The organism is Micromonospora endophytica (assembly GCF_003236305.1).
Lineage (GTDB): Bacteria > Actinomycetota > Actinomycetes > Mycobacteriales > Micromonosporaceae > Micromonospora > Micromonospora endophytica.
The window spans coordinates 1-24,818 of sequence record NZ_POTX01000031.1 but is presented as its reverse complement, the minus strand read 5'-3'; the positions used below and the strand labels follow the sequence as shown (position 1 = coordinate 24,818).

The following is a 24,818-nucleotide window of genomic DNA, read 5'->3' as shown; positions in this document are numbered from 1 at the left end:
CTCAGGCCGGAAAGGCTGTCGACAGAGTCCTAAGCGCCGACCTGGCGCACCGGGGCGAACGAACCAAGAAGTCCACAGGAGGACACCAGTGGCGAAGGCGAAGTTCGAGCGGACTAAGCCGCACGTCAACATCGGCACCATTGGTCACATCGACCACGGTAAGACGACGCTGACGGCGGCCATCACCAAGGTCCTGCACGACCAGTACCCGGACCTGAACCCGTACACGCCGTTCGACGAGATCGACAAGGCGCCGGAGGAGAAGGCCCGCGGCATCACGATCTCGATCGCGCACGTCGAGTACCAGACCGAGGCGCGGCACTACGCGCACGTCGACTGCCCCGGTCACGCCGACTACATCAAGAACATGATCACCGGTGCCGCCCAGATGGACGGCGCGATCCTGGTGGTCGCCGCGACCGACGGCCCGATGCCGCAGACCCGCGAGCACGTGCTGCTGGCCCGCCAGGTCGGCGTGCCGTACATCGTCGTGGCGCTCAACAAGAGCGACATGGTCGATGACGAGGAGCTGCTGGAGCTCGTCGAGCTCGAGGTTCGTGAGCTGCTCTCGGCGCAGGAATACCCGGGCGACGACCTGCCGGTCGTGCGTGTCTCGGCGCTCAAGGCCCTAGAGGGCGACCCGGAGTGGACCGGTCGCCTGCTGGAGCTGATGAACGCCGTCGACACCGCGATCCCGCAGCCGGAGCGCGAGACCGAGAAGCCGTTCCTGATGCCGATCGAGGACGTCTTCACGATCACCGGTCGTGGCACCGTGGTCACCGGCCGCGCCGAGCGTGGCGTGCTCAAGCCGAACGAGGAGGTGGAGATCGTCGGTATCCGCGAGAAGTCGCAGAAGACGGTCTGCACCGGCATCGAGATGTTCCGCAAGCTGCTCGACGAGGCCCGCGCGGGTGAGAACGTCGGTCTGCTGCTGCGGGGCATCAAGCGCGAGGACGTCGAGCGCGGCATGGTGGTCGTCAAGCCGGGCACCAGCACCCCGCACACGGAGTTCGAGGCGACCGTCTACATCCTCTCCAAGGAGGAGGGTGGCCGGCACACCCCGTTCTTCCAGAACTACCGCCCGCAGTTCTACTTCCGGACCACGGACGTCACCGGTGTCGTCACCCTCCCCGAGGGCACCGAGATGGTCATGCCTGGCGACAACACCACGATGACCGTGAAGCTGATCCAGCCCATCGCGATGGAGGACAACCTCAAGTTCGCGATCCGGGAGGGTGGCCGTACGGTTGGCGCTGGTCGCGTCACCAAGATCATCAAGTGAGCTGGGTAACCCCGATTAGACCCGCCGCCGGTCGTGCGGCATACTAGTCAGGTTGCGTAACGACAGTTCGCCCCCTGTGTTCGGCTCACGCTGAACCTCCGGGTGGGCAGAGCAGTCGGGCGTGGGGTGGTTGGCGGTCCAGCCGCCAACCACCCTCGCGCGGCGTTCAGGTCGCGGTAGCGCGATCGGCGCCTGGACCCACCGCGGTCAGGATCGCTCCGAAGTGTCGGGGCGGAGCCTGACCCCAGGGCGCGACACGCCCGACCGCGGGGGTGGGCGAAGAGGGCCTGTGCCAGCCGGTACAGGCACCCGCAACACAGCGGCATCGAGAGAAGGAACAGAAGCCACCATGGCGGGACAGAAGATCCGCATCCGGCTCAAGGCCTATGACCACGAGGTCGTCGACTCCTCGGCTCGGAAGATCGTCGAGACGGTGACGCGTACCGGGGCGCAGGTCGCGGGCCCGGTGCCGCTGCCCACGGAGATCAACCGTTTCTGCGTCATCCGCTCGCCGCACAAGTACAAGGACTCGCGCGAGCACTTCGAGATGCGTACGCACAAGCGGCTGATCGACATCATCGACCCGACCCCGAAGACGGTCGACTCGCTCATGCGCCTCGACCTGCCGGCTGGCGTCGACATCGAGATCAAGCTGTAGGGACCGGACACATGGACAGGCAAGTTAAGGGGATCCTGGGCGCAAAGCTCGGCATGACCCAGGTCTGGGACAACAACAAGGTTGTCCCGGTGACCGTGGTTCAGGCCGGCCCCTGCGTCATCACCCAGGTTCGTGACGCCGACAAGGACGGTTACTCCGCGGTCCAGCTGGCGTACGGCACGATCGACCCGCGCAAGGTCAAGCAGCCGCTCCGCGGGCACTACGCCAAGGCTGACGTGGCGCCGCGCCGGCACATCGTCGAGCTGCGCACCACCGACGCGGCGGACTACTCGCTCGGCCAGGAGGTCACGGTCGAGGAGTTCCCGGTCGGCGTCTCGGTCGACGTCACCGGCAAGACCAAGGGCAAGGGCTACGCCGGCCCGATGAAGCGGCACGGCTTCCACGGTCTGCGCGCCAGCCACGGTGTCGAGCGCAAGCACCGCTCGCCGGGCTCCATCGGCGCCTGCGCCACCCCGGGTCGCGTCTTCAAGGGCACCCGGATGGCGGGCCGCATGGGCGGCGTGCGCTACACCGTGCAGAACCTGACCGTCCAGGCGGTCGACACCGAGAACAACCTCCTGCTCGTCCGGGGTGCCATCCCCGGTCCCAAGGGCGCGTTGGTTCTGGTCCGCACCGCGGCCAAGGGGAAGAAGGGCGGTGTGGCCAAGTGACCACCGTTGACGTCCTGAACAGCGAAGGCACCAAGACCGGCTCGGTTGAGCTGCCCGCCGACATCTTCGATGTGCAGGCCAACATGCCGCTGATGCACCAGGTCGTGGTGGCGCAGCTCGCGGCGGCCCGGCAGGGCACGCACAAGACCAAGACCCGGGGCGAGGTCGCCGGCGGCGGCAAGAAGCCGTACAAGCAGAAGGGCACCGGTCGGGCCCGGCAGGGCTCGATCCGCGCGCCGCAGTTCGCCGGCGGTGGCGTGGTGCACGGCCCGGTGCCGCGCGACTACAGCCAGCGCACCCCGAAGAAGATGAAGGCCGCCGCTCTGCGTGGGGCCCTCTCCGACCGGGCCCGCGCCGGCCAGCTGCACGTCGTCGAGGCGTTCGTCTCGGGCGAGAAGCCGTCGACCAAGGCCGCGCTGGCCACGCTCGCCAAGCTGACCACCGCCCGCCGGGTGCTGGTCGTGCTGAGCAGCACCGACGAGCTGAACTGGGTGTCGCTGCGCAACGAGCCGCGGGTGCACCTGATCGAGGCCGGCCAGCTCAACACGTACGACGTGCTGGTGGCCGACGACGTGGTCTTCACCAAGGGGGCCCTGGACGAGTTCCTGGGGCTGCCGACGGAGGTCGGCCCGGCGGCCGGGTCCGCCGAGACCACCGAGGAGGGTGGCAAGTGAGCACGATCGCCGACCCGCGCGACATCATCGTGGCGCCGGTCGTCTCGGAGAAGAGCTACAGCGAGCTGAACCGCAACTGGTACACCTTCCTGGTGCACCCGGACGCGAACAAGACCGCGATCAAGATCGCCATCGAGCAGATCTTCAACGTCCGCGTCCTGACGGTCAACACGCTCAACCGCGAGGGCAAGCGCAAGCGGACCCGTACCGGGTTCGGCAAGCGCAAGGACACCAAGCGCGCGATGGTGAAGCTGGCTGAGGGCGACCGCATCGAGGCCTTCGGCGGCCCGGTCAGCTGAGGGGTGTAGACAATGGCAATCCGTAAGTACAAGCCGACGACGCCGGGCCGGCGTGGCTCCAGCGTCGCCGACTTCGCCGAGATCACCCGGTCGACGCCGGAGAAGTCGCTGCTGGCACCGCTGCCGAAGAAGGGCGGCCGGAACGTTCACGGCCGGATCACGGCGCGGCACCAGGGCGGCGGGCACAAGCGCCAGTACCGGATCATCGACTTCAAGCGGGTCGACAAGGACGGTGTGCCGGCCAAGGTCGCGCACATCGAGTACGACCCGAACCGCACCGCGCGTATCGCGCTGCTGCACTACGCCGACGGCGAGAAGCGCTACATCCTCGCGCCGAAGGACCTGAAGCAGGGCGACCGCGTCGAGTCGGGTCCGGGCGCCGACATCAAGCCGGGCAACAACCTGCCGCTGCGCAACATCCCGGTCGGTACGACGATCCACAACGTGGAGCTGCGTCCCGGTGGCGGTGCCAAGCTGGCCCGTTCGGCGGGCGTCGGCATTCAGCTGCTCGGCCGTGAGGGCGTGTACGCGACCCTGCGTATGCCGTCGGGTGAGATCCGGCGGGTCGACGTGCGGTGCCGCGCCAGCGTCGGGGAGATCGGCAACGCCGACCAGTCAAACATCAACTGGGGCAAGGCCGGCCGGATGCGGTGGAAGGGCAAGCGCCCGACCGTTCGTGGTGTCGCGATGAACCCGGTCGACCACCCGCACGGTGGTGGTGAGGGCAAGACCTCCGGTGGTCGCCACCCGGTCAACCCGCAGGGTAAGCCCGAGGGCCGTACCCGTCGTAAGGGCCAGCCGAGTGACCGGCTGATCGTCCGCCGCCGCTACGCCACGCGTAAGCGCGGCTGAGGGAGATAAGACATGCCTCGCAGCCTGAAGAAGGGCCCGTTCGTCGACGACCACCTGCTCAAGAAGGTGGAGACGCAGAACGAGAAGGGCTCGAAGAACGTCATCAAGACCTGGTCGCGCCGATCCACGATCATCCCGGACATGCTCGGGCACACGATCGCGGTGCACGACGGACGTAAGCACGTCCCCGTGTTCGTGACCGAGGCGATGGTCGGGCACAAGCTCGGCGAGTTCGCGCTGACCCGCACGTTCAAGGGTCACGAGAAGGACGACCGGAAGAGCCGCCGGCGCTGACGCCGCGGGCATACGGATAGAGGATCAAGGGGTTACAGCGATGCCAGGAAAGGGCGACGCTCCGGTGCTTCCGGGCGCGCGGGCGATTGCGCGGCACGTGCGCATCTCGCCGACGAAGGCGCGCCGGGTGGTCAACCTCGTCCGCGGCCTGCCCGCGAAGGAGGCGCTCACGGTGCTGCAGTTCGCGCCGCAGGCGGCGAGCGAGCAGGTGTACAAGGTGCTCGCGAGTGCGATCGCCAACGCGGAGAACAACGAGCGGCTGGACCCCGACGCGCTGCTCGTCAGCGAGGCGTACGTGGACGAGGGCCCGACCATGAAGCGGTTCCAGCCGCGGGCGCAGGGCCGGGCATACCGGATCCGCAAGCGCACCTGCCACATCACCGTGGCGGTCGAGGCGGTTGCGCCGGCCGCGCCGAAGTCGGCCAAGAAGACCGCTCCGGCGAAGCAGACCGAGCCGGCTGAGACGCAGAGCAACACGGAGGGCGCCGAGTAATGGGTCAGAAGGTTCACCCGCACGGGTTCCGGCTCGGCATCTCGACCGACTGGAAGTCCCGCTGGTTCGCGGACAAGCTCTACAAGGACTACATCGGCGAGGATGTCAAGATCCGCCGGATGATGTCCAAGGGCTTGGAGCGCGCCGGCATTTCGAAGGTCGACATCGAGCGCACCCGCGACCGGGTCCGCGTCGACATCCACACCGCCCGGCCGGGCATCGTCATCGGCCGTAAGGGTGCGGAGGCCGACCGGATCCGCGGCGAGCTGGAGAAGCTCACCGGCAAGCAGGTGCAGCTGAACATCATCGAGGTGAAGAACCCCGAGTCGGACGCGCAGCTGGTTGCCCAGGGCGTGGCCGAGCAGCTCTCCAGCCGGGTCAGCTTCCGTCGGGCGATGCGCAAGGCGATGCAGTCGGCGATGAAGAACCCGATGTGCAAGGGCATCCGGGTGCAGGTCTCGGGTCGCCTCGGCGGCGCCGAGATGAGCCGTACGGAGTTCTACCGCGAGGGTCGGGTTCCGCTGCACACGCTGCGGGCCAACATCGAGTACGGCTTCTTCGAGGCCCGTACCACCTTCGGCCGCATCGGCGTGAAGGTCTGGATCTACAAGGGCGACGCGGTGCCGGGTCGGGAGACCCCGACCGAGGCTCCGTCGCGCCCGCGCCGGGAGCGCGGTGACCGCCCTGAGCGGCCGCGTCGTGGTCGGTCCGGTTCGTCCGGCACGACCTCCGGTGGCACCGAGGCCGGCCGGGCTGCCGCGACGACCGTCGGGCAGCAGGCCGAGACGCCGAGCGGTGAGCCGGTGGACGCGAGTGCTGTCGCGGCGGCCGCCACCGGTGCTCAGCCGGCAGAAACGCAGCAGGAGGGCTGACAGATGCTGATGCCGCGCAAGCCCCCGAAGGGCTTCCGCAAGCCGCACCACCCGGACCGCAGTGGCGCGTCCAAGGGTGGCAACCGGGTGGTGTTCGGCGAGTTCGGGATCCAGGCTCTGGAGCCGGCGTACGTGACCAACCGGCAGATCGAGTCGGCGCGTATCGCGATGACCCGCCACATCAAGCGTGGCGGCAAGGTCTGGATCACCATCTTCCCGGACCAGGCCCTCACCAAGAAGCCGGCCGAGACCCGGATGGGTTCCGGTAAGGGCTCGCCGGAGTGGTGGGTCGCCAACGTGAAGCCGGGGCGGGTGCTCTTCGAGATGTCCTTCCCCAACGAGCAGATCGCGCGAGAGGCGATGCGTCGCGCGATCCACAAGCTCCCGATGAAGTGCCGCATTGTGACGCGCGAAGTGGGTGAATCCTGATGGCAGCGGGCGTTAAGGCCGCGGAGCTGCGTGAACTCTCCCAGGAGGAGCTGGTCACGAAGCTGCGTGAGGCCAAGGCGGAGCTGTTCAACCTCCGCGTGCAGGGCGCGACCGGGCAGCTGGACAACAACCGGCGGTTGCAGGTCATCCGTCGGGAGATCGCCCGGATCTACACGATCATGCGTGAGCGTGAGCTGGGGCTCTCGACCGCGCCGACTGAGGTGACTGCAGGATGAGCGAGAACACCACCACCGTCACGCGCGGCCGTCGCAAGGTGCGTGAGGGCCTCGTGGTCAGCGACAAGATGGACAAGACCGTTGTCGTCGAGGTCGAGGACCGGGTCAAGCACGCGCTGTACGGCAAGATCATGCGCCGGACCAGCAAGCTCAAGGTCCACGACGAGCAGAACGCCGCTGGCATCGGCGACCGGGTCCTGATCATGGAGACCCGGCCGCTGTCCGCCACCAAGCGGTGGCGGCTCGTGGAGATCCTCGAGAAGGCCAAGTAGCGAAGGCTCGAGCTCGGCCGGGGTCCGGTCGGGCGCAGGTTCCGCCAGGCTCCGGCCGCCCCGGCGGCCGGAGAACCGGCAGACATAGGAGATAGACGTGATTCAGCAGGAGTCGCGACTGCGCGTCGCCGACAACACGGGTGCCCGGGAGATCCTGTGCATCCGGGTTCTCGGTGGTTCCGGTCGGCGCTACGCGAGCATCGGCGACGTCATCGTCGCCACCGTCAAGGACGCGATCCCGGGTGCCGGTGTGAAGAAGGGCGACGTCGTCAAGGCGGTAGTCGTCCGCACCGCCAAGGAGAGGCGTCGGCCGGACGGTTCGTACATCCGCTTCGACGAGAACGCCGCCGTCATCATCAAGGACGGCGGGGACCCGCGTGGCACTCGTATCTTCGGCCCGGTCGGCCGTGAGCTGCGGGACAAGCGGTTCATGAAGATCATTTCTCTCGCGCCGGAGGTGTTGTGACCGTGAAGGTCAAGAAGGGCGACACGGTCGTCGTCATCGCCGGCAAGGACAAGGGTGCCAAGGGCAAGGTCATTGCGGCCTACCCGCGGCAGGACAAGGTCCTGGTCGAGGGCGTGAACCGGGTCAAGAAGCACACCCGCATCAGCACCACTCAGCGTGGCGCCAAGACCGGTGGCATCGTCACCCAGGAGGCCCCGATCCACGTCTCGAACGTGATGGTCGTGGACTCCGACGGCAAGCCGACTCGCGTCGGTTACCGGATCGACGAGAACGGCCAGAAGGTTCGCATCGCGCGTAGCACCGGTAAGGACCTGTGATGACCACGGCTACCGAAACCAAGACCATGCCGCGCCTCAAGGAGCGGTACCGCAACGAGATCGTGGCCCAGCTCCGCGAGCAGGGCAGCTACGGCAACCCGATGCAGGTGCCGCGGCTGGTCAAGATCGTCGTGAACATGGGTGTCGGCGAGGCCGCCCGGGACGCCAAGCTCATCGACGGCGCGGTCCGCGACCTGGCCACGATCACCGGCCAGAAGCCGCTGGTCCGGCGGGCGAAGAAGTCCATCGCGCAGTTCAAGCTGCGGGAGGGCATGCCGATCGGCGCGAAGGTGACCCTGCGCGGCGACCGGATGTGGGAGTTCCTGGACCGGCTGCTCTCCATCGCGCTGCCGCGTATCCGTGACTTCCGCGGCCTGGACGGGCGCAAGCTCGATGGGCACGGCAACTACACGTTCGGTCTGACCGAGCAGTCGGTGTTCCACGAGATCGACCAGGACAAGATCGATCGCCAGCGGGGCATGGACATCACGGTGGTCACCACCGCCACGACCGACGACGAGGGCCGGGCGCTGTTGAAGCTCCTGGGCTTCCCGTTCAAGGAGAACTGAGATGGCCAAGAAGGCGCTGATCCTCAAGGCGGCCGCGAAGCCGAAGTTCTCGGTTCGCGCGTACACCCGCTGCCAGCGGTGCGGGCGTCCCAAGGCGGTCTACCGCAAGTTCGGGCTCTGCCGGGTGTGCATCCGGGAGATGGCTCACCGCGGTGAGCTGCCCGGCGTGTCCAAGGCTTCCTGGTAATAGCCCGGCGCGCCACGGGCGTTAGCTGGACTGTCTCTTCGCCGTAGGCCTGCGCGAGTCGCGGGAACCCCGGCGAGAAAGGTTGACGAGTTTCATGACGATGACCGACCCGATCGCAGACATGCTCACGCGTCTGCGTAACGCCAACCAGGCGTACCACGACCGGGTGACGATGCCCTACTCGAAGATCAAGGCGAACATCGCCGAGGTCCTCAAGACCGAGGGTTACATCGCCACCTGGTTGGTCGAGGAGCCCGAAGAGGGTGCCGTCGGCAAGCGACTGGTCGTCGAGCTGAAGTACGGCCAGAACCGGGAGCGGAGCCTGGCCGGCATCAAGCGCGTCTCCAAGCCCGGTCTGCGGGTGTACGCCAAGTCGGACGGGCTCCCCCGGGTGCTCGGCGGGCTGGGCGTGGCGATCATTTCGACGTCCCAGGGGCTGCTCACCGACCGGCAGGCCCGCAAGCGGAGCGTTGGCGGGGAAGTCCTCGCCTTCGTCTGGTAACGGGAGACAGGTAGAAATGTCGCGTATTGGACGTAAGTCGATCCCGGTGCCCTCCGGCGTCGACGTGACGATCGACGGTCAGACCGTCAAGGTCAAGGGCCCCAAGGGCGAGCTGTCGCACACCCTGGCCGAGCCCATCACGATTGAGCGGGCCGAGGACGGGCAGCTGAACGTCAACCGCCCGAACGACGAGCGCAAGGCCAAGGAGCTGCACGGCCTGAGCCGTACCCTGGTCGCCAACATGATCGTCGGGGTCACCGAGGGCTACCGTAAGAGCCTGGAGATCGCCGGTACCGGTTACCGGGTCACCGCCAAGGGCAAGGACCTGGAGTTCGCGCTCGGGTTCTCGCACCCGGTACCGGTGCAGGCGCCGGACGGCATCACCTTCACGGTGGAGAAGCCGACGCTGTTCCACGTGGCCGGCATCGACAAGCAGTTGGTCGGTGAGGTCGCCGCCAACATCCGGAAGATCCGCCCGCCGGAGCCCTACAAGGGCAAGGGCGTGAAGTACCAGGGCGAGGTCATTCGCCGCAAGGCCGGAAAGGCAGGTAAGAAGTGAGCGCCACGCTGCTCAAGCGCCGCCGCGGCGTTGCCGCCAAGCGTGCCGTCGGGCGTGCGCGTCGGCACTTCCGGGTCCGCAAGAACGTCAGCGGCACCGCCGAGCGTCCGCGCCTGGTCGTCACCCGTTCGCTGCGGCACATCGTGGCCCAGATCGTGGACGACACCAAGGGTCACACCCTGGCGTCGGCCTCGACCCTGGACGCCTCGCTGCGCGGCACGGAGGGCGACAAGAGCGTCCTGGCTGGCAAGGTCGGGGCCCTGCTCGCCGAGCGGGCCAAGGCCGCTGGCGTCTCCAAGGTCGTCTTCGACCGCGGTGGCAGTCGGTACGCGGGGCGGGTAGCCGCGCTGGCTGACGCCGCCCGCGAAGCCGGGCTCGAGTTCTAGAAACCCCGTCACGAGAGAGAGGAAGGCTGCTGATGCCAGGTCAACAGCGCCGTGGCGGCGGGTCCGGTGGCAACGAGGGTGGTCGCCGCGACAACCGCCGTGAGGGCGGCCGCGGAAACGCGCCCGCCGAGAAGACCCCGCACCTCGAGCGGGTCGTCGCGATCAACCGTGTCGCCAAGGTCGTGAAGGGTGGTCGTCGCTTCAGCTTCACCGCCCTGGTGATCGTGGGCGACGGTGACGGCACCGTGGGCGTGGGTTACGGAAAGGCCAAGGAGGTGCCTGCGGCGATCGCCAAGGGTGTCGAGGAGGCCAAGAAGCACTTCTTCAAGGTGCCGCGGATCGGTCAGTCGATCCCGCACCCGATCACGGGCGAGGACGCCGCCGGTGTGGTGCTGCTCAAGCCGGCCTCGGCCGGTACGGGTGTCATCGCCGGTGGTCCGGTCCGTGCCGTGCTGGAGTGCGCGGGAATCCACGACGTGCTCTCCAAGAGCCTCGGTTCGTCGAACCCGATCAACATCGTGCACGCTACGGTGGCCGCGCTGAAGGGGCTTGAGTCCCCGGAGGCCGTCGCCGCGCGTCGGGGCCTGCCGGTGGAGGACGTTGCTCCGGCCGCCATGCTGGCCTCGCGGGCGGAGGTGGCGTCCTGATGGCACGGCTGAAGGTCACCCAGGTCCGTTCCGACATCGGGACCAAGCACAACCAGCGTGAGTCGCTGCGTTCGCTCGGCCTGAAGCGGATCAACGACGTGGTGGTCAAGGAGGACCGGCCGGAGATTCGCGGCATGATCTTCAAGGTGAGCCACCTCGTGAAGGTCGAGGAGGTCGAGTAATGACGATCAAGGTCCACCACCTGCGCCCGGCACCGGGAGCCAAGACCGCGAAGACCCGGGTGGGTCGCGGTGAGGGCTCCAAGGGCAAGACCGCCGGTCGCGGTACCAAGGGCTCGAAGGCCCGGAAGAACATCTCGGCGGCGTTCGAGGGTGGGCAGATGCCCATCCACATGCGTCTGCCGAAGCTGAAGGGCTTCAAGAACAAGTTCAAGGTGGTCTTCCAGGTGGTCAACCTGGACCGTCTGGCCGAACTGTTCCCGAACGGTGGCCAGATCGGCCCGGCCGAGCTGGTCGAGGCCGGCGCGGTCCGCAAGGGTCAGCCGGTCAAGGTTCTCGGCACCGGGGACCTCGGCGGTGTGGCGCTCCAGGTTTCGGCGCACGCGTTCAGCGCGTCGGCCAAGGAGAAGATCGCTGCAGCCGGTGGCTCGGTTACCGAGCTGTAAGCTGCGCAAATGCTTGGTGCCCGCCAGTTGATCCCAGCTGGCGGGCGCCGTGCTCTCCACCGGGCGGCTGCGCCCGGTAACATCGGATCTGGTTTATGTCGCCGGGCACATCTGCCCGGACCGGGATCGGGCTGTTAGAGTCCCTTCCCAGCCATGGATATCGGGCACTTGCCCGGCACCCACCCCGAACCGCCAGGGACGACCGGCGGCCCGCCTCGCGCAGGAGGAAGAAGTTGCTGTCCGCCTTTCTCAGTGCGTTCCGTACGCCTGACCTGCGCAAGAAGCTGCTGTTCACAGTCGGCATCATCGCGGTCTACCGCCTTGGCGCGACCGTGCCTAGCCCCGGTGTCTCGTACGGCAACGTGCAGAAGTGCCTGGAGGCCGTCGAGGGCTCGACGGGCGTCCTGAACCTGCTCGACCTCTTCTCCGGCGGCGCGCTGCTCCAGCTGTCGATCTTCGCGCTGGGCATCATGCCCTACATCACCGCGTCGATCATCCTTCAGCTGCTGACAGTGGTCATCCCGCGTCTGGAGCAGCTCCGCAAGGAGGGCCAGGCCGGCCAGGCGAAGATCACGCAGTACACCCGCTACCTGACCCTGGGCCTGGGTGTCCTTCAGGCCTCGGCCTTCGTCGCGCTGGCCCGCTCCGGCCAGCTGTTCAACAACATGTGCAACGAGGAGATCATCCCGACCGGCACCGGCATCCCGGACTGGCTGACGCTGTCCATCCTGGTGATGACGATGACCGCCGGCACCGGCGTGGTCATGTGGCTCGGTGAGCTGATCACCGACCGCGGCGTCGGCAACGGCATGTCCGTCCTGATCTTCACCTCGATCGCCGCCCGGCTGCCCAGCGAGGGCTGGCGGATCAAGGAGAGCCAGGGCTGGTGGAAGTTCCTCCTGGTCATCGCCTTGGTGCTGGTGGTCATCACCGCTGTCACCTTCATCGAGCAGGCCCAGCGCCGGATCCCGGTGCAGTACGCCAAGCGCATGATCGGCCGGCGGATGTACGGCGGCACCTCGACCTACATCCCGCTGAAGGTCAATCAGGCGGGTGTCATCCCGGTCATCTTCGGTTCGTCGCTGCTCTACCTGCCGCAGCTGGCGCTCCAGTTCTTCGACCAGAACGACCCGGGCAAGACCCAGGCGTGGATCCAGAACAACCTGGTCGACCCGACCAGCCCGATCTACATCGCGGTCTACTTCCTGCTGATCATCTTCTTCACGTACTTCTACGTCTCGATCACGTTCAACCCGACCGAGGTCGCGGACAACATGAAGAAGTACGGCGGCTTCGTGCCGGGCATCCGCCCCGGCAAGCCGACCGCCGACTACCTGGACTTCATCCTGAGCCGGATCACCCTGCCGGGCGCGCTGTACCTCGCGACGATCTCGATCCTGCCGAACTTCTTCTTCATCTGGCTGGACCGGCAGCAGTACCTCAACTTCCCGTTCGGCGGGACCGCTGTGCTGATCATGGTCGGCGTGGCTCTCGAAACCAGCAAGCAGATCGAGAGCCAGCTGATGCAGCGGAACTACGAAGGGTTCCTGCGGTAGATGAGACTGGTTCTGGTTGGCCCGCCGGGCGCTGGCAAGGGCACACAGGCGGAGTTCATCGCCGCGCACCTCTCCGTGCCGAAGATCTCCACCGGCGACATCTTCCGCGCCAACGTGTCGCAGGGCACGCCGCTGGGCGTGGAGGCCAAGCGCTACATGGACGCCGGCAAGCTGGTCCCGGACGAGGTCACCATCAACATGGTGCGGGACCGGCTCGCCGAGGCGGACGCCGCTGAGGGCTTCCTGCTCGACGGGTTCCCGCGCACCACCCCGCAGGCCGCGGCGCTGGACAAGCTCCTCGCCGACCTGGGCACCGCGCTGGAGCTGGTGCTGGAACTGGTGGTCGACGACGACGAGGTGATCCGGCGGCTCTCCGGCCGGCGCACCTGCCGAGGCTGCGGCAAGATCTGGCACGTCGAGTTCGACCCGACCAGCCGCGAGGGCATCTGCGACAGGTGTGGTGCCGAGCTGTTCCAGCGTGACGACGACAAGCCGGAGACCATCGCCGCCCGGCTGCGTGAGTACGCCGAGAAGACCGCACCGCTCGTGGACTACTACGGTGCCCAGGGCAAGCTGGTCGGCATCGACGCCACCGGCCCGGTCGAGGATGTCACGGTCCGCGCGATCGACGCCCTCCGGTCGTACGGAGGCTGAGGTCGGCGTAGTCGCCAGCCGGATAGAGTGCGCACAGCGGGGTACGTCCGACGTGCCCCGCTGTGTCGGTAAGGAAAGGTAGCGCCTCCATGCGTCGTCCCCAGCTGGACATCCAGCTGAAGACCCCCGAGCAGATCGAGAAGATGCGTGCCGCCGGTCTGGTGGTCGCGGAGGCGCTGCGGCGGATGCGGGAGGCAGTGGCTCCCGGGGTGAGCACGGCCGACCTGGACGCGATCGCCGAGGCGACCATCCGGGAGGCCGGTGCGGTCCCGTCCTTCAAGGGCTACCACGGCTTTCCGGCGTCCATCTGCTCCTCGGTCAACGAGCAGGTCGTGCACGCCATCCCATCGCCCGAGCAGACCCTCGCCGAGGGCGACCTGATCTCGATCGACTGCGGCGCGGTGCTCGACGGGTGGCACGGCGACGCGGCGATCACGGTAGGCGTGGGCGAGGTCGATCCGGCGCTGCTGCGGATGGCGGAGGTGGCCGAGGACGCGATGTGGGCCGGCATCGCCGTGGCCGCCCGTGGCGCGGCCAGTGGCAAGGGCCGGCTCACCGACATCTCCCACGCGGTCGAGAGGGCGGTACGCCGGGCCGGCCGCTACGGCATCGTCGACGGATACGGCGGGCACGGCATCGGCACGGAGATGCACCAGGACCCGCACGTGCTCAACCATGGGCGCCCGGGTAAGGGCCCCCGTCTGGTGCCGGGCATGGCGCTGGCCATCGAGCCGATGATCACGCTGGGTTCGCCGCGTACCGTCGAACTCGCCGACGGTTGGACGGTGGTCACCCGGGACGGCTCGCGGGCCGCGCACGTCGAGCACACCATGGCGCTGCTGCCGGACGGGGTCTGGGTGCTCACCGCACCGGACGGCGGGCGGGCCCGCCTCGGCGACCTGGTGACCAGCCGCGAGCCGAGCACGTCGCCGGCTGGCTGACCCGTACGTCCTGCACGCGTCGATCTAGGGGTAATCGCGGTGAGTTGATCTCCAGCGACGACGATTACCCCTAGATCGGCGCGCCGGTTTGGGGTAGGGGGAGGGTCGGTTTGGCGGCGGCGTGTCGGCGGGCGTACACTTTCTGATCGGCGCGCAGCGTCCACTCCGCCATGCCCACCAGCGCTTCGGTGGGACGCGGAGCCGCGGCTGGCGCGGGACTCTGATCTTGATCAGACGACCGTGTAAGACGTTGTGGGCCGTCCGGAGTAATCGACGTCAGGACAGCGGAGGACATGCCGAAAAAAGACGGAGCCATCGAGATCGAAGGTCGGGTCATCGAGCCCCTGCCGAACGCCATGTTCCGGGTGGAGCTCGCCAACGGCCACAAGGTGCTGGCTCACATCAGCGGCAAGATGCGGCAGCACTACATCCGCATCCTGCCGGAGGACCGGGTCGTCGTCGAGCTCTCGCCGTACGACCTGACTCGCGGGCGCATCGTCTACCGCTACAAGTAAGCCTGACGGCGGCCCGGAATCGTCCCGTGTCCGTCTTCGACGTCCGGTGTCGCGCCTCGTGGCGCCGGGCCAGATGGGAAGTAAGGCAACCGTGAAGGTCAAGCCGAGCGTCAAGAGGATCTGCAACAAGTGCCGGGTGATCCGCCGGCACGGCCGGGTCATGGTCATCTGCACCGACCCGCGCCACAAGCAGCGCCAGGGCTGAACCGTAGCGTCCGGTCGGAAGTTCGACGGCCGGCCGAGGCGAGGCCAGGCGGGCAGATCCTGCCAACACATGTCACATGCTCGTTCCAGCCGCGGGCGGTACGCGACGCGTACACACTCGTGGTTGACCCCCGGTCGGAGGCCGGGGCCCGCTTGGGCAACGACCGGTTCCGGTCGCCGGCGCGACACCGCGTCGGGGAGCCGGAAGGTCGGTAGCGGGGTGGGACGGGTCCACACCTCCGACACACATCACGAGGAGTACGCCCGCACATGGCACGTCTAGTCGGCGTGGACCTCCCCCGCGACAAGCGGTTGGAGATCGCGCTCACCTACATCTTCGGCGTGGGACGCACCCGCGCCCTGGAGACGCTCGCTGCCACCGGCATCTCGCCGGACAAGCGCGCCCGGGACCTCACGGACGAGGAGCTGGTTCAGCTCCGTGACCACATCGAGGGCAACTACAAGGTAGAAGGTGACCTGCGCCGCGAGGTCGCCGCTGACATCCGCCGCAAGGTCGAGATCGGCTGCTACGCCGGCATCCGGCACCGCCGGGGCCTGCCGGTCCGTGGCCAGCGGACGCGGACCAACGCCCGCACCCGCAAGGGCCCGAAGCGGACGGTCGCCGGCAAGAAGAAGCCCGGCAAGAAGTAATTAGGAGCGCACAGACTTATGCCACCGAAGGCTCGTGCCGGAGCCGCCGTCAAGAAGGTCCGGCGCAAGGAACGCAAGAACGTCGCCCACGGGCAGGCGCACATCAAGAGCACCTTCAACAACACCATCGTGTCCATCACGGACCCGACCGGTGCCGTCATCTCCTGGGCCTCCGCGGGCCAGGTTGGCTTCAAGGGCTCCCGCAAGTCGACCCCGTTCGCCGCGCAGCTCGCCGCCGAGGCCGCCGCGCGTCGGGCGATGGAGCACGGCATGCGCAAGGTCGACGTGTTCGTCAAGGGCCCCGGCTCCGGCCGGGAGACCGCCATCCGTTCGTTGCAGGCGGTGGGTCTGGAGGTCGGGCAGATCTCCGACGTCACCCCGCAGCCGCACAACGGGTGCCGTCCGCCGAAGCGTCGCCGGGTCTGAGAGGTTAGAGAGAGATGGCTCGTTACACCGGTGCTGACTGCCGCCGTTGCCGGCGGGAGAAGATGAAGCTGTTCCTCAAGGGCAGCAAGTGCGATGGCCCGAAGTGCCCGTTCGAGTCCCGGCCGTTCCCGCCCGGGCAGCACGGCCGCGGCCGCACCAAGGAGACGGAGTACCTGCTCCAGCTCCGTGAGAAGCAGAAGGCTCGCCGGGTCTACGGCGTGCTGGAGAAGCAGTTCCGCGGTTACTACGAGGAGGCCGTGGCCAAGCAGGCCAAGACCGGTGAGGTCCTCCTGCAGATCCTCGAGTCGCGGCTGGACAACGTGGTCTACCGGGCTGGCTACGCCAAGTCCCGGGACATGGCCCGTCAGCTGGTCAAGCACGGTCACTTCACGGTGAACGGCAAGAAGGTCGACATCCCGTCGTACCGGGTCAGCGCACACGACATCATCGAGGTGCGTGGCAAGAGCAAGGAACTCACCCCGTTCCTGGTGGCGCAGGGTGAGGCCGGCTCGAAGACCGTCCCGGCGTGGCTGGAGGCGATCCCGAGCCAGATGAAGATCCTCGTGCACTCGCTCCCGGCCCGCCAGGTGATCGACACCCAGGTCCAGGAGCAGCTGATCGTCGAGCTCTACTCGAAGTAAGGGCTCGTTGCGGTGGCCCGCCCGGTGGGCGGGCCACCGGAACAGTTTGTGTCGTGGGCGTCAAATAGCGGGCGCCCCGGAAGAGAAGAGAAAAGATGCTCATCAGCCAGCGACCGACCCTCTCCGAGGAGTCGATCAACGAGACCCGGTCCCGGTTCACCATCGAGCCGCTGGAGCCGGGCTTCGGCTACACCCTGGGCAACTCGCTGCGGCGTACGCTGCTGTCGTCCATCCCGGGTGCGGCGGTCACCTCGATCAAGATCGACGGTGTCCTGCACGAGTTCACCACGATCCCCGGGGTCAAGGAGGACGTGGTCGAGCTCGTCATGAACATCAAGGAGCTCTGCGTCAGCTCCGAGCACGACGAGCCGGTCAGCATGTACCTGCGCAAGCAGGGCCCGGGCGACGTGACCGCCGGTGACATCCAGCCCCCGGCCGGTGTCTCGGTGCACAACCCGGACCTGAAGCTCGCCACCCTCAACGGCAAGGGCCGGCTCGACATGGAGCTGACCGTCGAGCGGGGCCGGGGCTACGTCACGGCGGCGCAGAACAAGCAGGCGGGCGCCGAGATCGGCCGGATCCCGGTCGACTCGATCTACTCGCCGGTGCTCAAGGTGACGTACCGGGTCGAGGCGACCCGGGTCGAGCAGCGGACCGACTTCGACCGGCTCATCATCGACGTCGAGACCAAGCCGTCGATGGGCCCGCGTACCGCGCTGGCCTCGGCCGGCTCGACGCTTGTGGAGCTGTTCGGGCTGGCCCGGGAGCTGGACGAGACGGCGGAGGGCATCGACATTGGCCCGTCCCCGCAGGACGCGCAGCTGGCGGCGGACCTGGCCCTGCCGATCGAGGAGCTGGACCTGACCGTCCGCTCCTACAACTGCCTCAAGCGCGAGGGCATCAACTCCGTTGGTGAGCTCATCGGGCGTACCGAGGCCGACCTTCTCGACATCCGCAACTTCGGCCAGAAGTCGATCGACGAGGTCAAGATGAAGCTCGCCGGGATGGGTCTGGGGCTGAAGGACTCGGCTCCGAACTTCGACCCGGCGCACGTCGTGGATGCCTTCGGCGAGGCCGACTACGACACCGACGACTACCGCGAGACCGAGCAGCTCTAGTCCGCGCTGCCGCCACACCTGAGGAGCACCAAGCATGCCCACGCCCACCAAAGGCGCCCGCCTCGGCGGCAGCCCCGCGCACGAGCGGCTGATGCTGGCCAACCTGGCCACCTCGCTGTTCCAGCACGGTCGGATCAAGACCACCGAGACCAAGGCCCGGCGGCTGCGTCCGCTCGCCGAGCAGCTGATCACCAAGGCCAAGCGGGGCGACCTCGCCGCGCGTCGGCGGGTGCTGACCGTGGTCCGGGACAAGGACGTGGTCTACGCCCTGTTCGACCAGATCGCGCCGCGGTACGCCAACCGCAACGGTGGCTACACCCGGATCGTGAAGGTCGGTCCGCGCAAGGGTGACAACGCGCCGATGGCCGTCATCGAGCTGGTCGAGGAGCTTCAGGTCGCCGAGCCCAAGGCGAACCAGAAGACCGCCGGCCGCAAGGCCGCTCAGCAGGACAAGGTCGAGGCGCTGGCCCCGGCCGAGGAGACCCCGGCCGCGCGCTCGGGCGACCAGGACGCCGAGGCTCCGGTGTCGGCGTCGGGTGACACCGCCGCCGCCCGCGAGGACAGCGACCTGGCCACCGAGGAAGGCAAGGCCTGATCCAGGCCGTCGTCGGGCCCGGTACCCCCTGGGGTGCCGGGCCCGACCCGTCTAGGAGGTACGACGTGCAGGAGCGGATCCGGCTGCGGCTGGACGTGGCGTACGACGGCACGGACTTCTCCGGATGGGCCGCCCAGCCGGATCGGCGTACGGTCGCCGGAGTGCTGGTCGGGGCGCTGGATCTGGTCCTCGGCGCCGGCACCGCCACCGGGTTGACCGTGGCGGGACGCACCGACGCCGGGGTGCACGCCAGCGGGCAGGTCTGTCACCTCGACCTACCCGCCGAGGTCTGGCAGGCGCACGCGGACCGCCTGCTGCGTCGACTGGCCCGGCTGCTGCCACCCGACGTCCGGGTGCGGGCGATGGCCCCGGTGCCCACCACCTTCGACGCCCGTTTCTCGGCGACCTTCCGCAGGTACGAGTACCGGGTCACCGATGCGCCGTGGGGTGCCGAGCCGCTGCGTCGACACGAGATCCTGGCCTGGCCGCGAGCGCTCGATTTGGACCGGCTCGCCGCTGCCGCGGCCGGTCTGGTGGGGGAGCACGACTTCGCCGCGTACTGCCGGCGTAAGGAGAACGCCACCACGCTGCGGGAGGTGACCCGGCTGGACTGGCGGCGCGACGCCGACGGCATTCTCGTCGCCACCGTGCAGGCCGACGCCTTCTGTCAGGCCATGGTGCGCAGCCTGGTGGGTGCCATGCTGGCGGTGGGGGAGGGGCGGCGGCCCCCGACGTGGCCGGCGGGTCTGCTCACCCGGCGGGAACGGTCCAGCGAGGTGAGTGTGGCACCGGCGCACGGGCTGACCCTGGTGGCGGTGGGCTATCCGGAAGATCCCGCCGAGTACCTGCGCCGGGCCGAGGCGACCCGGCGACTCCGGGTGCCGGTCGAGACCTGAGCCTGCGTCGGCCGCCCGCGTCGTCCGCTCTGTCAGTCCTCGATGGACTCGTCCTGGCCGCTGCTCTCCTCGGTCGGCTCGGCGGTCGGCTGCTGGGCGGTCCCGCCCTCGGCCCGCCGGTCCAGCACGCCCTTGTTCAGGTGCAGTTCGAGCAGGTCGAACAGGATCTCGCGGACCCGGGTGTCGCCGGAGTGGATGGCTTCCCCGTCGACCCGGGCGACCACCGCGTACGCGAGGTAGTGGCCGCGTACCTGCCAGCCGACCCGGGCCGGCGCAGTGGCGATGATCTCGGTCTCGTCGTCTGCCGGCATGCCCCGGAACCGGCCCTGCCGGTCGTCGAGGACCTGGCGGATCCGGTCCCGGGCCCGTTCGGCGCTGGACCGGTCGGTCAGGTTGAACAGACCCGCGGTGACCAGGTGCTCCTGGTCCGGCGCGCGGAGGGTGGCGCGGACCACCTGGTTGCAGCCGAGCCGCACCAGCAGGTCGGCCACCTCGTCGGTGGCGGCCACCGGGCAACTGGCGCTGGACTGGGTGCGCCGCACCTCGTACGTCGTCTGGTTGTCGCCGACGACGACCGTGCTGGCCGGAAAGACCTCCCGCGCGGTGAGGGGCGCCTGGTCGGTGTCGCGGTTGTCGAGGTCGCCCGCCTCGGTGTCTTGGGTGGTCTGCACGGTGGGGTTCGGCGCGGCCGTCTGGTCGGTCGGCTGGCCCCGGTCGAGCAGGGTCGCGACGGTGAGACCGACGAGCGCGACAAGCACCAGGACGGCGGCACCACCGATCACCACCTGCCAGCCGCGGGCGGCGACGCGCGGCGGCGGTGCCGACTGACGCTGCGCCGGTGGTTGCTGCGGCGGTGGTTGCTGCGGCGGTGGGGCCGCCGGTGCCGCCGAGGGCAGGAAAAGCTGATTGGGACGCGGCAGCGACGGCACCGGGAAGCGCGAGGGGGACGGCCCCCCTGCGGGCGGGGTGCTTCCCGACGCGCGGGTCTCGGGCTCGTCGTCCCGGTACGGGCCGTATGCGTCCTCATCGGAGTCATACCGATAAACCATGCTGTCCAGAGTAGGGAGGTTTGTCCCTTTAGAAGGTATTTTCCAGAAATCGCGATGACCGCCGGCCACCGCTGCCCGGCTCCCGTTCCGCTGCCGGCCCAAGCCCGATGCGACAATTGCCGGCGTGACCGGGGACCACTACTTCACCGCCGAACCCAGCGCGCCCGCTCAGCCGCGCGAGGTGCGGTTCACCGTCGCCGGCCGTGACTACACCCTGGCCTCCTCGGCCGGGGTCTTCTCGGCCAACCGGCTCGACCTCGGCACCGCCGTACTGCTGCGTAAGGGCGAACTGCCCGGTCCCGCCACCACCGGAGCGCTGCTCGACCTCGGCTGTGGATTCGGTCCGATCACCTGCACCCTGGCGACGCTCGCACCGGCAGCCACGGTCTGGGCGGTCGACGTCAACGAGCGGGCGCGCGAACTGACCGCCGCCAACGCGACCCGGCTCGGCGTCGCCGACCGGGTGCGGGTGGCGACACCCGACGAGGTGCCCGCAGACCTCGACTTCGCGCAGCTCTGGTCCAATCCGCCGATCCGGATCGGCAAGGACGGGTTGCACCAGTTGCTGCGGCGGTGGCTGCCCAGGCTGGCCCCGGACGGGGTGGCCTGGCTGGTGGTGGCCCGCCACCTCGGCGGCGACTCGCTGCACCGCTGGCTCGGTGACGAAGGTTGGCAGGTCGAGCGGCACGCCAGCCAGAAGGGCTTCCGGGTGCTCCGCGTCACGCGGTGAACGGCCGACGCGGGTAATCGGTTGGCCCACCCACCCGGCTCCGGCAGGATGCCGACGTGGGATACGTGGATGTGGCGGCGGTCGGGCACACCCTGCCCGACGGGCGGGAACTCTTCGCCGACGTGTCGTTCCGGGTCGGCGAGGGCGCCAAGGTGGCATTGGTCGGACCGAACGGCGCCGGCAAGACGACGCTGCTGCGGATGGTCGCCGGCGACCTGCCGGTGCGTACCGGCGCCATCGCCCGCACCGGTGGGCTGGGCGTGATGCGGCAGTTCATCGGCATGATCGGCGACGAGTCGACGCTCGCCGACCTGGCGCTGTCGCTCGCCCCTCCGCCGCTGCCCGAGGCCGGTCGCCGGCTGGCCCAGACGGAGGCGGCCATGCGCGCGGCCGAGCTGCGCGGCAAGTACAGCACCGCTGCGGCCCAGGCCCAGCTGGCGTACGCCGAAGCGCTCGCCGCCTGGGGCGAGGCCGGCGGGTACGACGCCGAGGTGCTCTTCGACACCGTCGCCACCATCGTGCTGGACCTGCCCTGGGAGACCGCCCGGCAGCGACCGGTCCGCACCCTCTCCGGTGGGCAGCAGAAACGCTTCGCGCTGGAGCTGCTGCTGCGCGGGCCGGAGGAGGTGCTGCTGCTCGACGAGCCGGACAACTTCCTCGACGTGCCGGGCAAACGCTGGTTGGAGGCGCGGCTGCGGGAGTCCAACAAGTCGGTGCTCTACGTCTCGCACGACCGGGAACTGCTGGCGCACACCGCCGACCGGGTGGTCGCCGTGGAGGGTGGCAGCGCCTGGGTGCACCCGGGCGGCTTCGCGAGCTGGCACGCCGCCCGGTTGGCCCGCCACGCCCGACTCGACGAACTCCGCAAACGGTGGGACGAGGAGCACCAGAAGCTGCGTGAGCAGATGCTGATGTACAAGCAGAAGGCCGCGTACAACTCGGACATGGCATCCCGGTACCAGTCGGCGCAGACCCGGTTGCGTAAGTTCGAGGAGGCCGGGCCGCCGCCCGTACCGCCGAAGGAGCAGGACATCCGGATGCGGCTGACCGGCGGGCGCACCGGCAAACGCGCGCTCGTCTGCGAACAGCTCGAACTCGACGGCCTGACCTACCCCTTCGACCTGGAGGTGTGGTACGGCGACCGGGTCGCGGTGCTCGGCGCCAACGGCACCGGCAAGTCGCACTTCCTGCGGCTGCTGGCCCGGGGCGGCACCGACCCCGACCCGGCCAACGGCCCCGTCGACGGAGCGGCGGCGCTCGCGCCGGTGGCGCACGACGGGGTGGCCCGGCTCGGCGCCCGGGTCCGTCCCGGCCACTTCTCCCAGACCCACGACCGGCCGGAACTGATGGCGAAGACGCTCGTCGAGATTCTCTGGCGGGGTGACGAGCACCGGGCCGGCATGGACCGGCACGCGGCGATGGCCGCGCTCAGCCGGTACGACCTGGCCGGGCAGGGCGACCAGCGCTTCGGCACCCTCTCCGGCGGGCAGCAGGCGCGGTTCCTGGTGCTGCTGCTGGAGCTGTCCGGGGCCACCCTGCTGCTGCTCGACGAGCCGACCGACAACCTCGACCTGGCCTCGGCGGAGGCGCTGGAGGCCGGGCTGGCCGCGTTCGCCGGCACCGTGCTGGCGGTGACCCACGACCGCTGGTTCACCCGGACCTTCGACCGCTTCCTGCTGTTCCGCAACGACGGCGAGGTGGTGGAGACCGACGAGCCGGTGTGGGACGTGGCGTGATCGACGACGAGCTGATCGAGCGGCTCTGTGCGGTCGACGGGGTGGTCGCGGTGGCGCTCGGCGGTAGCCGGTCCCGGGGCGACCACCGCCCCGACTCCGACTGGGACCTGGGCCTGTACTACCGGGGGCCGCTCGACGTCGCGGGGCTGCGTGCGGTGGCCGCCTCGATCGCCGACGACGCTGTCGAACTCACCGCGCCCGGCGGTTGGGGGCCGTGGGTGAACGGTGGCGGCTGGCTGCGGGTCGACGGGGTGGCGGTGGACTGGATCTACCGCGATCTCGACCGGGTACGCGACGTCTGGTCCGACTGCCGCGCCGGCCGCTACACAGTCGAGGTGCAGGCGGGACATCCGCTCGGCTTCTACTCGCACACGTACGCCGGGGAGGTCGCCCTCGGTCGGCTGCTCGGTGACCCGACTGGAGAGTTGGCCGCGTTGCGGGCGCAGGTGCTCGCGTACCCGCCCGCACTGGCGCGGGCCCTGGTGGACGGGAGCTGGGAGGCCGGGTTCCTGCTCGACGCGGCGGCGAAGGGCATGGCCGCCGGTGACGCCGGCTATGTGGCCGGCTGCCTCTTCCGGGCCATCGGAGTGATCGTCCACACATTGCACGGCCGGGACCGGCGGTGGCTGGTCAACGAGAAAGGCATGATCGCCAGCGCCGGGCGGCTGCCGGGTGCGCCCGCCGACTTCGCGGCCCGGGCACAGGCGCTGCTCGGCGCGGTGGGGCGTACCCCACCGGAGCTGGCGCGGACGCTCGCGCAGGCCCGGCGGTTGGTCATCGACGCGCTCGGGTGACCGACCGGCACCATCGGGCCACTCACCCCACCAGCGCTCCGCGCTGCGACATAAGGTTGATCTCGTGACTGAGATGACCTATCGCCGGCTGGGCGACTCCGGGCTCGTGGTGTCAGTGGTGGGGATCGGCTGCAACAATTTCGGCCGCAAACTCGACCTCGACGGCACCCGCGCGGTGGTCGACGCCGCCCTCGACGTCGGAATCAACTTCTTCGACACCGCCGACATCTACGGCGAGCCGCACGGCGCGTCGGAGACGCAGCTCGGTGCGGCTCTGAAGGGACGCCGGGACGACGTGGTGGTGACCACCAAGTTCGGCATGTCGATGGGTGGCGGCAACGGCCGGGACTTCGGGGTACGCGGCTCGCGGCGGTACGTGATCCGGGCGGTCGAGGCGTCGCTGCGCCGGCTCGACACCGACTACATCGACCTGTACCAGTTCCACGAGCCCGACCCGGGCACCCCGATCGACGAGACCCTTACCGCCCTGGACGACCTGGTCCGCGCCGGCAAGGTGCGCTACCTGGGCAACTCCAACTTCACCGGCTGGCAGATCGCCGACGCCGACTGGACGGCGAAGACCCGGGGGCTGACCCGCTTCGTCAGCGCGCAGAACCACTACAGTCTGCTCAACCGGGACGCCGAGATCGAGGTGCTGCCCGCCTGCGAGCGCTTCGGCCTCGGCATGCTGCCCTTCTTCCCGCTGGCCAACGGGCTGCTCACCGGCAAGTACAAGCGCGGTGCGGAGCCGCCCGCGGGCAGCCGGCTCGCCGGTGGCGGCCGGTACGCCCAGCGCCTGGCCGCCGCCGACTGGGACACCATCGAGGGCATCGAGGCGTACGCCGCCGAGCGGGGGGTGTCGATGCTGCACGTGGCGATCGGCGGGCTGGCCGCCCAGCCGGCGGTGACCTCGGTGATCGCCGGGGCCACCACCCCCGCCCAGGTCCGCGCCAACGCCGAGGCCGGCACCTGGCACCCCACCGAACCCGACCTCAAAGCCCTCCGCACCCTCCTAGACCACT

General features: G+C 69.1%; 38 protein-coding genes. 37 read left to right on the top strand and 1 reads right to left on the bottom strand.

Features of this window, described 5'->3' with window-relative positions:
* The first annotated feature begins 88 nt into the window (after positions 1-88).
* From tuf to truA, 33 genes are all read left to right on the top strand, one after another.
* Complete coding sequence (gene tuf / locus C1I93_RS07370) at positions 89-1,282, top strand: elongation factor Tu (protein ID WP_099849588.1); 1,194 nt, start codon at positions 89-91, stop codon at positions 1,280-1,282.
* Between the two features lie 349 nt (positions 1,283-1,631).
* Positions 1,632-1,940, top strand: a complete 309-nt coding sequence (gene rpsJ / locus C1I93_RS07365) for a 30S ribosomal protein S10 (protein WP_007073037.1) — start codon at positions 1,632-1,634, stop codon at positions 1,938-1,940.
* A gap of 11 nt (positions 1,941-1,951) precedes the next feature.
* Complete coding sequence (rplC, locus tag C1I93_RS07360) at positions 1,952-2,611, top strand: 50S ribosomal protein L3 (RefSeq protein ID WP_111242472.1); 660 nt, start codon at positions 1,952-1,954, stop codon at positions 2,609-2,611.
* Positions 2,608-3,285: a 50S ribosomal protein L4 gene (rplD, locus tag C1I93_RS07355; RefSeq protein ID WP_111242471.1), complete on the top strand. Its 678-nt coding sequence runs from the start codon at positions 2,608-2,610 to the stop codon at positions 3,283-3,285. The genes rplC and rplD overlap by 4 nt, the downstream gene beginning before the upstream one ends.
* Complete coding sequence (gene rplW / locus C1I93_RS07350; RefSeq protein ID WP_093403611.1) at positions 3,282-3,584, top strand: 50S ribosomal protein L23; 303 nt, start codon at positions 3,282-3,284, stop codon at positions 3,582-3,584. Before rplD ends, rplW begins: the two co-directional genes overlap by 4 nt.
* A 12-nt stretch (positions 3,585-3,596) precedes the next feature.
* Positions 3,597-4,436, top strand: a complete 840-nt coding sequence (gene rplB / locus C1I93_RS07345; RefSeq protein WP_111242470.1) for a 50S ribosomal protein L2 — start codon at positions 3,597-3,599, stop codon at positions 4,434-4,436.
* Between the two features lie 12 nt (positions 4,437-4,448).
* A complete protein-coding gene (rpsS, locus tag C1I93_RS07340; RefSeq protein ID WP_091079388.1) occupies positions 4,449-4,730 on the top strand; it encodes a 30S ribosomal protein S19 in 282 nt (93 codons plus the stop codon).
* Between the two features lie 40 nt (positions 4,731-4,770).
* Positions 4,771-5,223: a 50S ribosomal protein L22 gene (gene rplV / locus C1I93_RS07335; protein WP_111242469.1), complete on the top strand. Its 453-nt coding sequence runs from the start codon at positions 4,771-4,773 to the stop codon at positions 5,221-5,223.
* The gene (gene rpsC / locus C1I93_RS07330) at positions 5,223-6,095 is read left to right on the top strand and encodes a 30S ribosomal protein S3 (protein WP_111242468.1); all 873 of its coding nucleotides are present in this window, start codon (positions 5,223-5,225) and stop codon (positions 6,093-6,095) included. The genes rplV and rpsC overlap by 1 nt, the downstream gene beginning before the upstream one ends.
* Before the next feature lie 3 nt (positions 6,096-6,098).
* Positions 6,099-6,524, top strand: coding sequence for a 50S ribosomal protein L16 (gene rplP / locus C1I93_RS07325; protein ID WP_007465292.1), 426 nt, complete (start codon positions 6,099-6,101; stop codon positions 6,522-6,524).
* A complete protein-coding gene (rpmC, locus tag C1I93_RS07320; protein WP_111242467.1) occupies positions 6,524-6,760 on the top strand; it encodes a 50S ribosomal protein L29 in 237 nt (78 codons plus the stop codon). The genes rplP and rpmC overlap by 1 nt, the downstream gene beginning before the upstream one ends.
* Entirely contained in the window at positions 6,757-7,032 is a 276-nt protein-coding gene (rpsQ, locus tag C1I93_RS07315; RefSeq protein WP_111242466.1) for a 30S ribosomal protein S17, read from the top strand. Before rpmC ends, rpsQ begins: the two co-directional genes overlap by 4 nt.
* Before the next feature lie 97 nt (positions 7,033-7,129).
* Positions 7,130-7,498 carry a 50S ribosomal protein L14 gene (rplN, locus tag C1I93_RS07310; protein ID WP_007465279.1) on the top strand — a complete coding sequence of 123 codons (369 nt, stop codon included), beginning with the start codon at positions 7,130-7,132 and terminating at the stop codon, positions 7,496-7,498.
* Complete coding sequence (rplX, locus tag C1I93_RS07305) at positions 7,495-7,815, top strand: 50S ribosomal protein L24 (RefSeq protein WP_012184319.1); 321 nt, start codon at positions 7,495-7,497, stop codon at positions 7,813-7,815. Before rplN ends, rplX begins: the two co-directional genes overlap by 4 nt.
* The gene (gene rplE, locus C1I93_RS07300; RefSeq protein ID WP_111242465.1) at positions 7,815-8,384 is read left to right on the top strand and encodes a 50S ribosomal protein L5; all 570 of its coding nucleotides are present in this window, start codon (positions 7,815-7,817) and stop codon (positions 8,382-8,384) included. Before rplX ends, rplE begins: the two co-directional genes overlap by 1 nt.
* A 1-nt stretch (position 8,385) precedes the next feature.
* Positions 8,386-8,571 carry a type Z 30S ribosomal protein S14 gene (locus C1I93_RS07295; protein WP_007073023.1) on the top strand — a complete coding sequence of 62 codons (186 nt, stop codon included), beginning with the start codon at positions 8,386-8,388 and terminating at the stop codon, positions 8,569-8,571.
* Between the two features lie 94 nt (positions 8,572-8,665).
* Entirely contained in the window at positions 8,666-9,073 is a 408-nt protein-coding gene (gene rpsH, locus C1I93_RS07290) for a 30S ribosomal protein S8 (protein ID WP_111242464.1), read from the top strand.
* 16 nt (positions 9,074-9,089) lie between these two features.
* Positions 9,090-9,632, top strand: a complete 543-nt coding sequence (gene rplF, locus C1I93_RS07285) for a 50S ribosomal protein L6 (protein WP_111242463.1) — start codon at positions 9,090-9,092, stop codon at positions 9,630-9,632.
* Entirely contained in the window at positions 9,629-10,018 is a 390-nt protein-coding gene (gene rplR, locus C1I93_RS07280; RefSeq protein ID WP_111242462.1) for a 50S ribosomal protein L18, read from the top strand. The genes rplF and rplR overlap by 4 nt, the downstream gene beginning before the upstream one ends.
* A gap of 32 nt (positions 10,019-10,050) precedes the next feature.
* A complete protein-coding gene (gene rpsE, locus C1I93_RS07275) occupies positions 10,051-10,665 on the top strand; it encodes a 30S ribosomal protein S5 (protein WP_111242461.1) in 615 nt (204 codons plus the stop codon).
* A complete protein-coding gene (gene rpmD / locus C1I93_RS07270) occupies positions 10,665-10,847 on the top strand; it encodes a 50S ribosomal protein L30 (RefSeq protein ID WP_111242460.1) in 183 nt (60 codons plus the stop codon). Before rpsE ends, rpmD begins: the two co-directional genes overlap by 1 nt.
* Complete coding sequence (gene rplO / locus C1I93_RS07265) at positions 10,847-11,290, top strand: 50S ribosomal protein L15 (protein WP_111242459.1); 444 nt, start codon at positions 10,847-10,849, stop codon at positions 11,288-11,290. Before rpmD ends, rplO begins: the two co-directional genes overlap by 1 nt.
* A 233-nt stretch (positions 11,291-11,523) precedes the next feature.
* Complete coding sequence (gene secY / locus C1I93_RS07260; protein WP_111242458.1) at positions 11,524-12,846, top strand: preprotein translocase subunit SecY; 1,323 nt, start codon at positions 11,524-11,526, stop codon at positions 12,844-12,846.
* A complete protein-coding gene (locus C1I93_RS07255) occupies positions 12,847-13,500 on the top strand; it encodes an adenylate kinase (protein WP_111242457.1) in 654 nt (217 codons plus the stop codon). It abuts the gene before it with no gap.
* Between the two features lie 89 nt (positions 13,501-13,589).
* Positions 13,590-14,441: a type I methionyl aminopeptidase gene (map, locus tag C1I93_RS07250; RefSeq protein WP_111242456.1), complete on the top strand. Its 852-nt coding sequence runs from the start codon at positions 13,590-13,592 to the stop codon at positions 14,439-14,441.
* 293 nt (positions 14,442-14,734) lie between these two features.
* A complete protein-coding gene (gene infA / locus C1I93_RS07245; protein WP_007073013.1) occupies positions 14,735-14,956 on the top strand; it encodes a translation initiation factor IF-1 in 222 nt (73 codons plus the stop codon).
* A gap of 91 nt (positions 14,957-15,047) precedes the next feature.
* Positions 15,048-15,161, top strand: coding sequence for a 50S ribosomal protein L36 (gene rpmJ / locus C1I93_RS07240; RefSeq protein WP_012184307.1), 114 nt, complete (start codon positions 15,048-15,050; stop codon positions 15,159-15,161).
* A 269-nt stretch (positions 15,162-15,430) separates the two neighbouring features.
* Positions 15,431-15,811, top strand: a complete 381-nt coding sequence (gene rpsM, locus C1I93_RS07235; protein WP_111242455.1) for a 30S ribosomal protein S13 — start codon at positions 15,431-15,433, stop codon at positions 15,809-15,811.
* Between the two features lie 18 nt (positions 15,812-15,829).
* Positions 15,830-16,237, top strand: a complete 408-nt coding sequence (gene rpsK / locus C1I93_RS07230; protein WP_007073011.1) for a 30S ribosomal protein S11 — start codon at positions 15,830-15,832, stop codon at positions 16,235-16,237.
* Positions 16,238-16,251: 14 nt separating this feature from the next.
* Positions 16,252-16,878 (top strand): 30S ribosomal protein S4, encoded by a 627-nt coding sequence (gene rpsD / locus C1I93_RS07225; protein WP_111242454.1) that lies wholly within the window; start codon positions 16,252-16,254, stop codon positions 16,876-16,878.
* A gap of 95 nt (positions 16,879-16,973) precedes the next feature.
* The gene (locus C1I93_RS07220) at positions 16,974-17,996 is read left to right on the top strand and encodes a DNA-directed RNA polymerase subunit alpha (RefSeq protein WP_013735931.1); all 1,023 of its coding nucleotides are present in this window, start codon (positions 16,974-16,976) and stop codon (positions 17,994-17,996) included.
* 34 nt (positions 17,997-18,030) lie between these two features.
* Positions 18,031-18,591 (top strand): 50S ribosomal protein L17, encoded by a 561-nt coding sequence (gene rplQ, locus C1I93_RS07215; RefSeq protein WP_111242453.1) that lies wholly within the window; start codon positions 18,031-18,033, stop codon positions 18,589-18,591.
* Between the two features lie 65 nt (positions 18,592-18,656).
* On the top strand, positions 18,657-19,487 hold the full coding sequence (truA, locus tag C1I93_RS07210; protein WP_111242452.1) for a tRNA pseudouridine(38-40) synthase TruA: 831 nt from the start codon (positions 18,657-18,659) through the stop codon (positions 19,485-19,487).
* A 32-nt stretch (positions 19,488-19,519) separates the two neighbouring features.
* Here truA and C1I93_RS07205 read toward each other — a convergent pair whose 3' ends face one another.
* Positions 19,520-20,536, bottom strand: a complete 1,017-nt coding sequence (locus C1I93_RS07205; RefSeq protein WP_111242451.1) for a hypothetical protein — start codon at positions 20,534-20,536, stop codon at positions 19,520-19,522.
* Between the two features lie 124 nt (positions 20,537-20,660).
* Between C1I93_RS07205 and C1I93_RS07200 the strand changes: the two genes are divergently transcribed.
* The 4 genes from C1I93_RS07200 to C1I93_RS07185 form a co-directional block, all read left to right on the top strand.
* Positions 20,661-21,266 carry a class I SAM-dependent methyltransferase gene (locus C1I93_RS07200; RefSeq protein WP_111242450.1) on the top strand — a complete coding sequence of 202 codons (606 nt, stop codon included), beginning with the start codon at positions 20,661-20,663 and terminating at the stop codon, positions 21,264-21,266.
* Between the two features lie 56 nt (positions 21,267-21,322).
* A complete protein-coding gene (locus tag C1I93_RS07195; protein ID WP_111242449.1) occupies positions 21,323-23,002 on the top strand; it encodes an ATP-binding cassette domain-containing protein in 1,680 nt (559 codons plus the stop codon).
* Positions 22,987-23,796 (top strand): nucleotidyltransferase domain-containing protein, encoded by an 810-nt coding sequence (locus C1I93_RS07190; protein ID WP_223256389.1) that lies wholly within the window; start codon positions 22,987-22,989, stop codon positions 23,794-23,796. The genes C1I93_RS07195 and C1I93_RS07190 overlap by 16 nt, the downstream gene beginning before the upstream one ends.
* Before the next feature lie 73 nt (positions 23,797-23,869).
* Positions 23,870-24,818, top strand: a 949-nt coding sequence (locus tag C1I93_RS07185; protein WP_111242448.1) for an aldo/keto reductase, incomplete at its 3' end; no start/stop codon positions are given.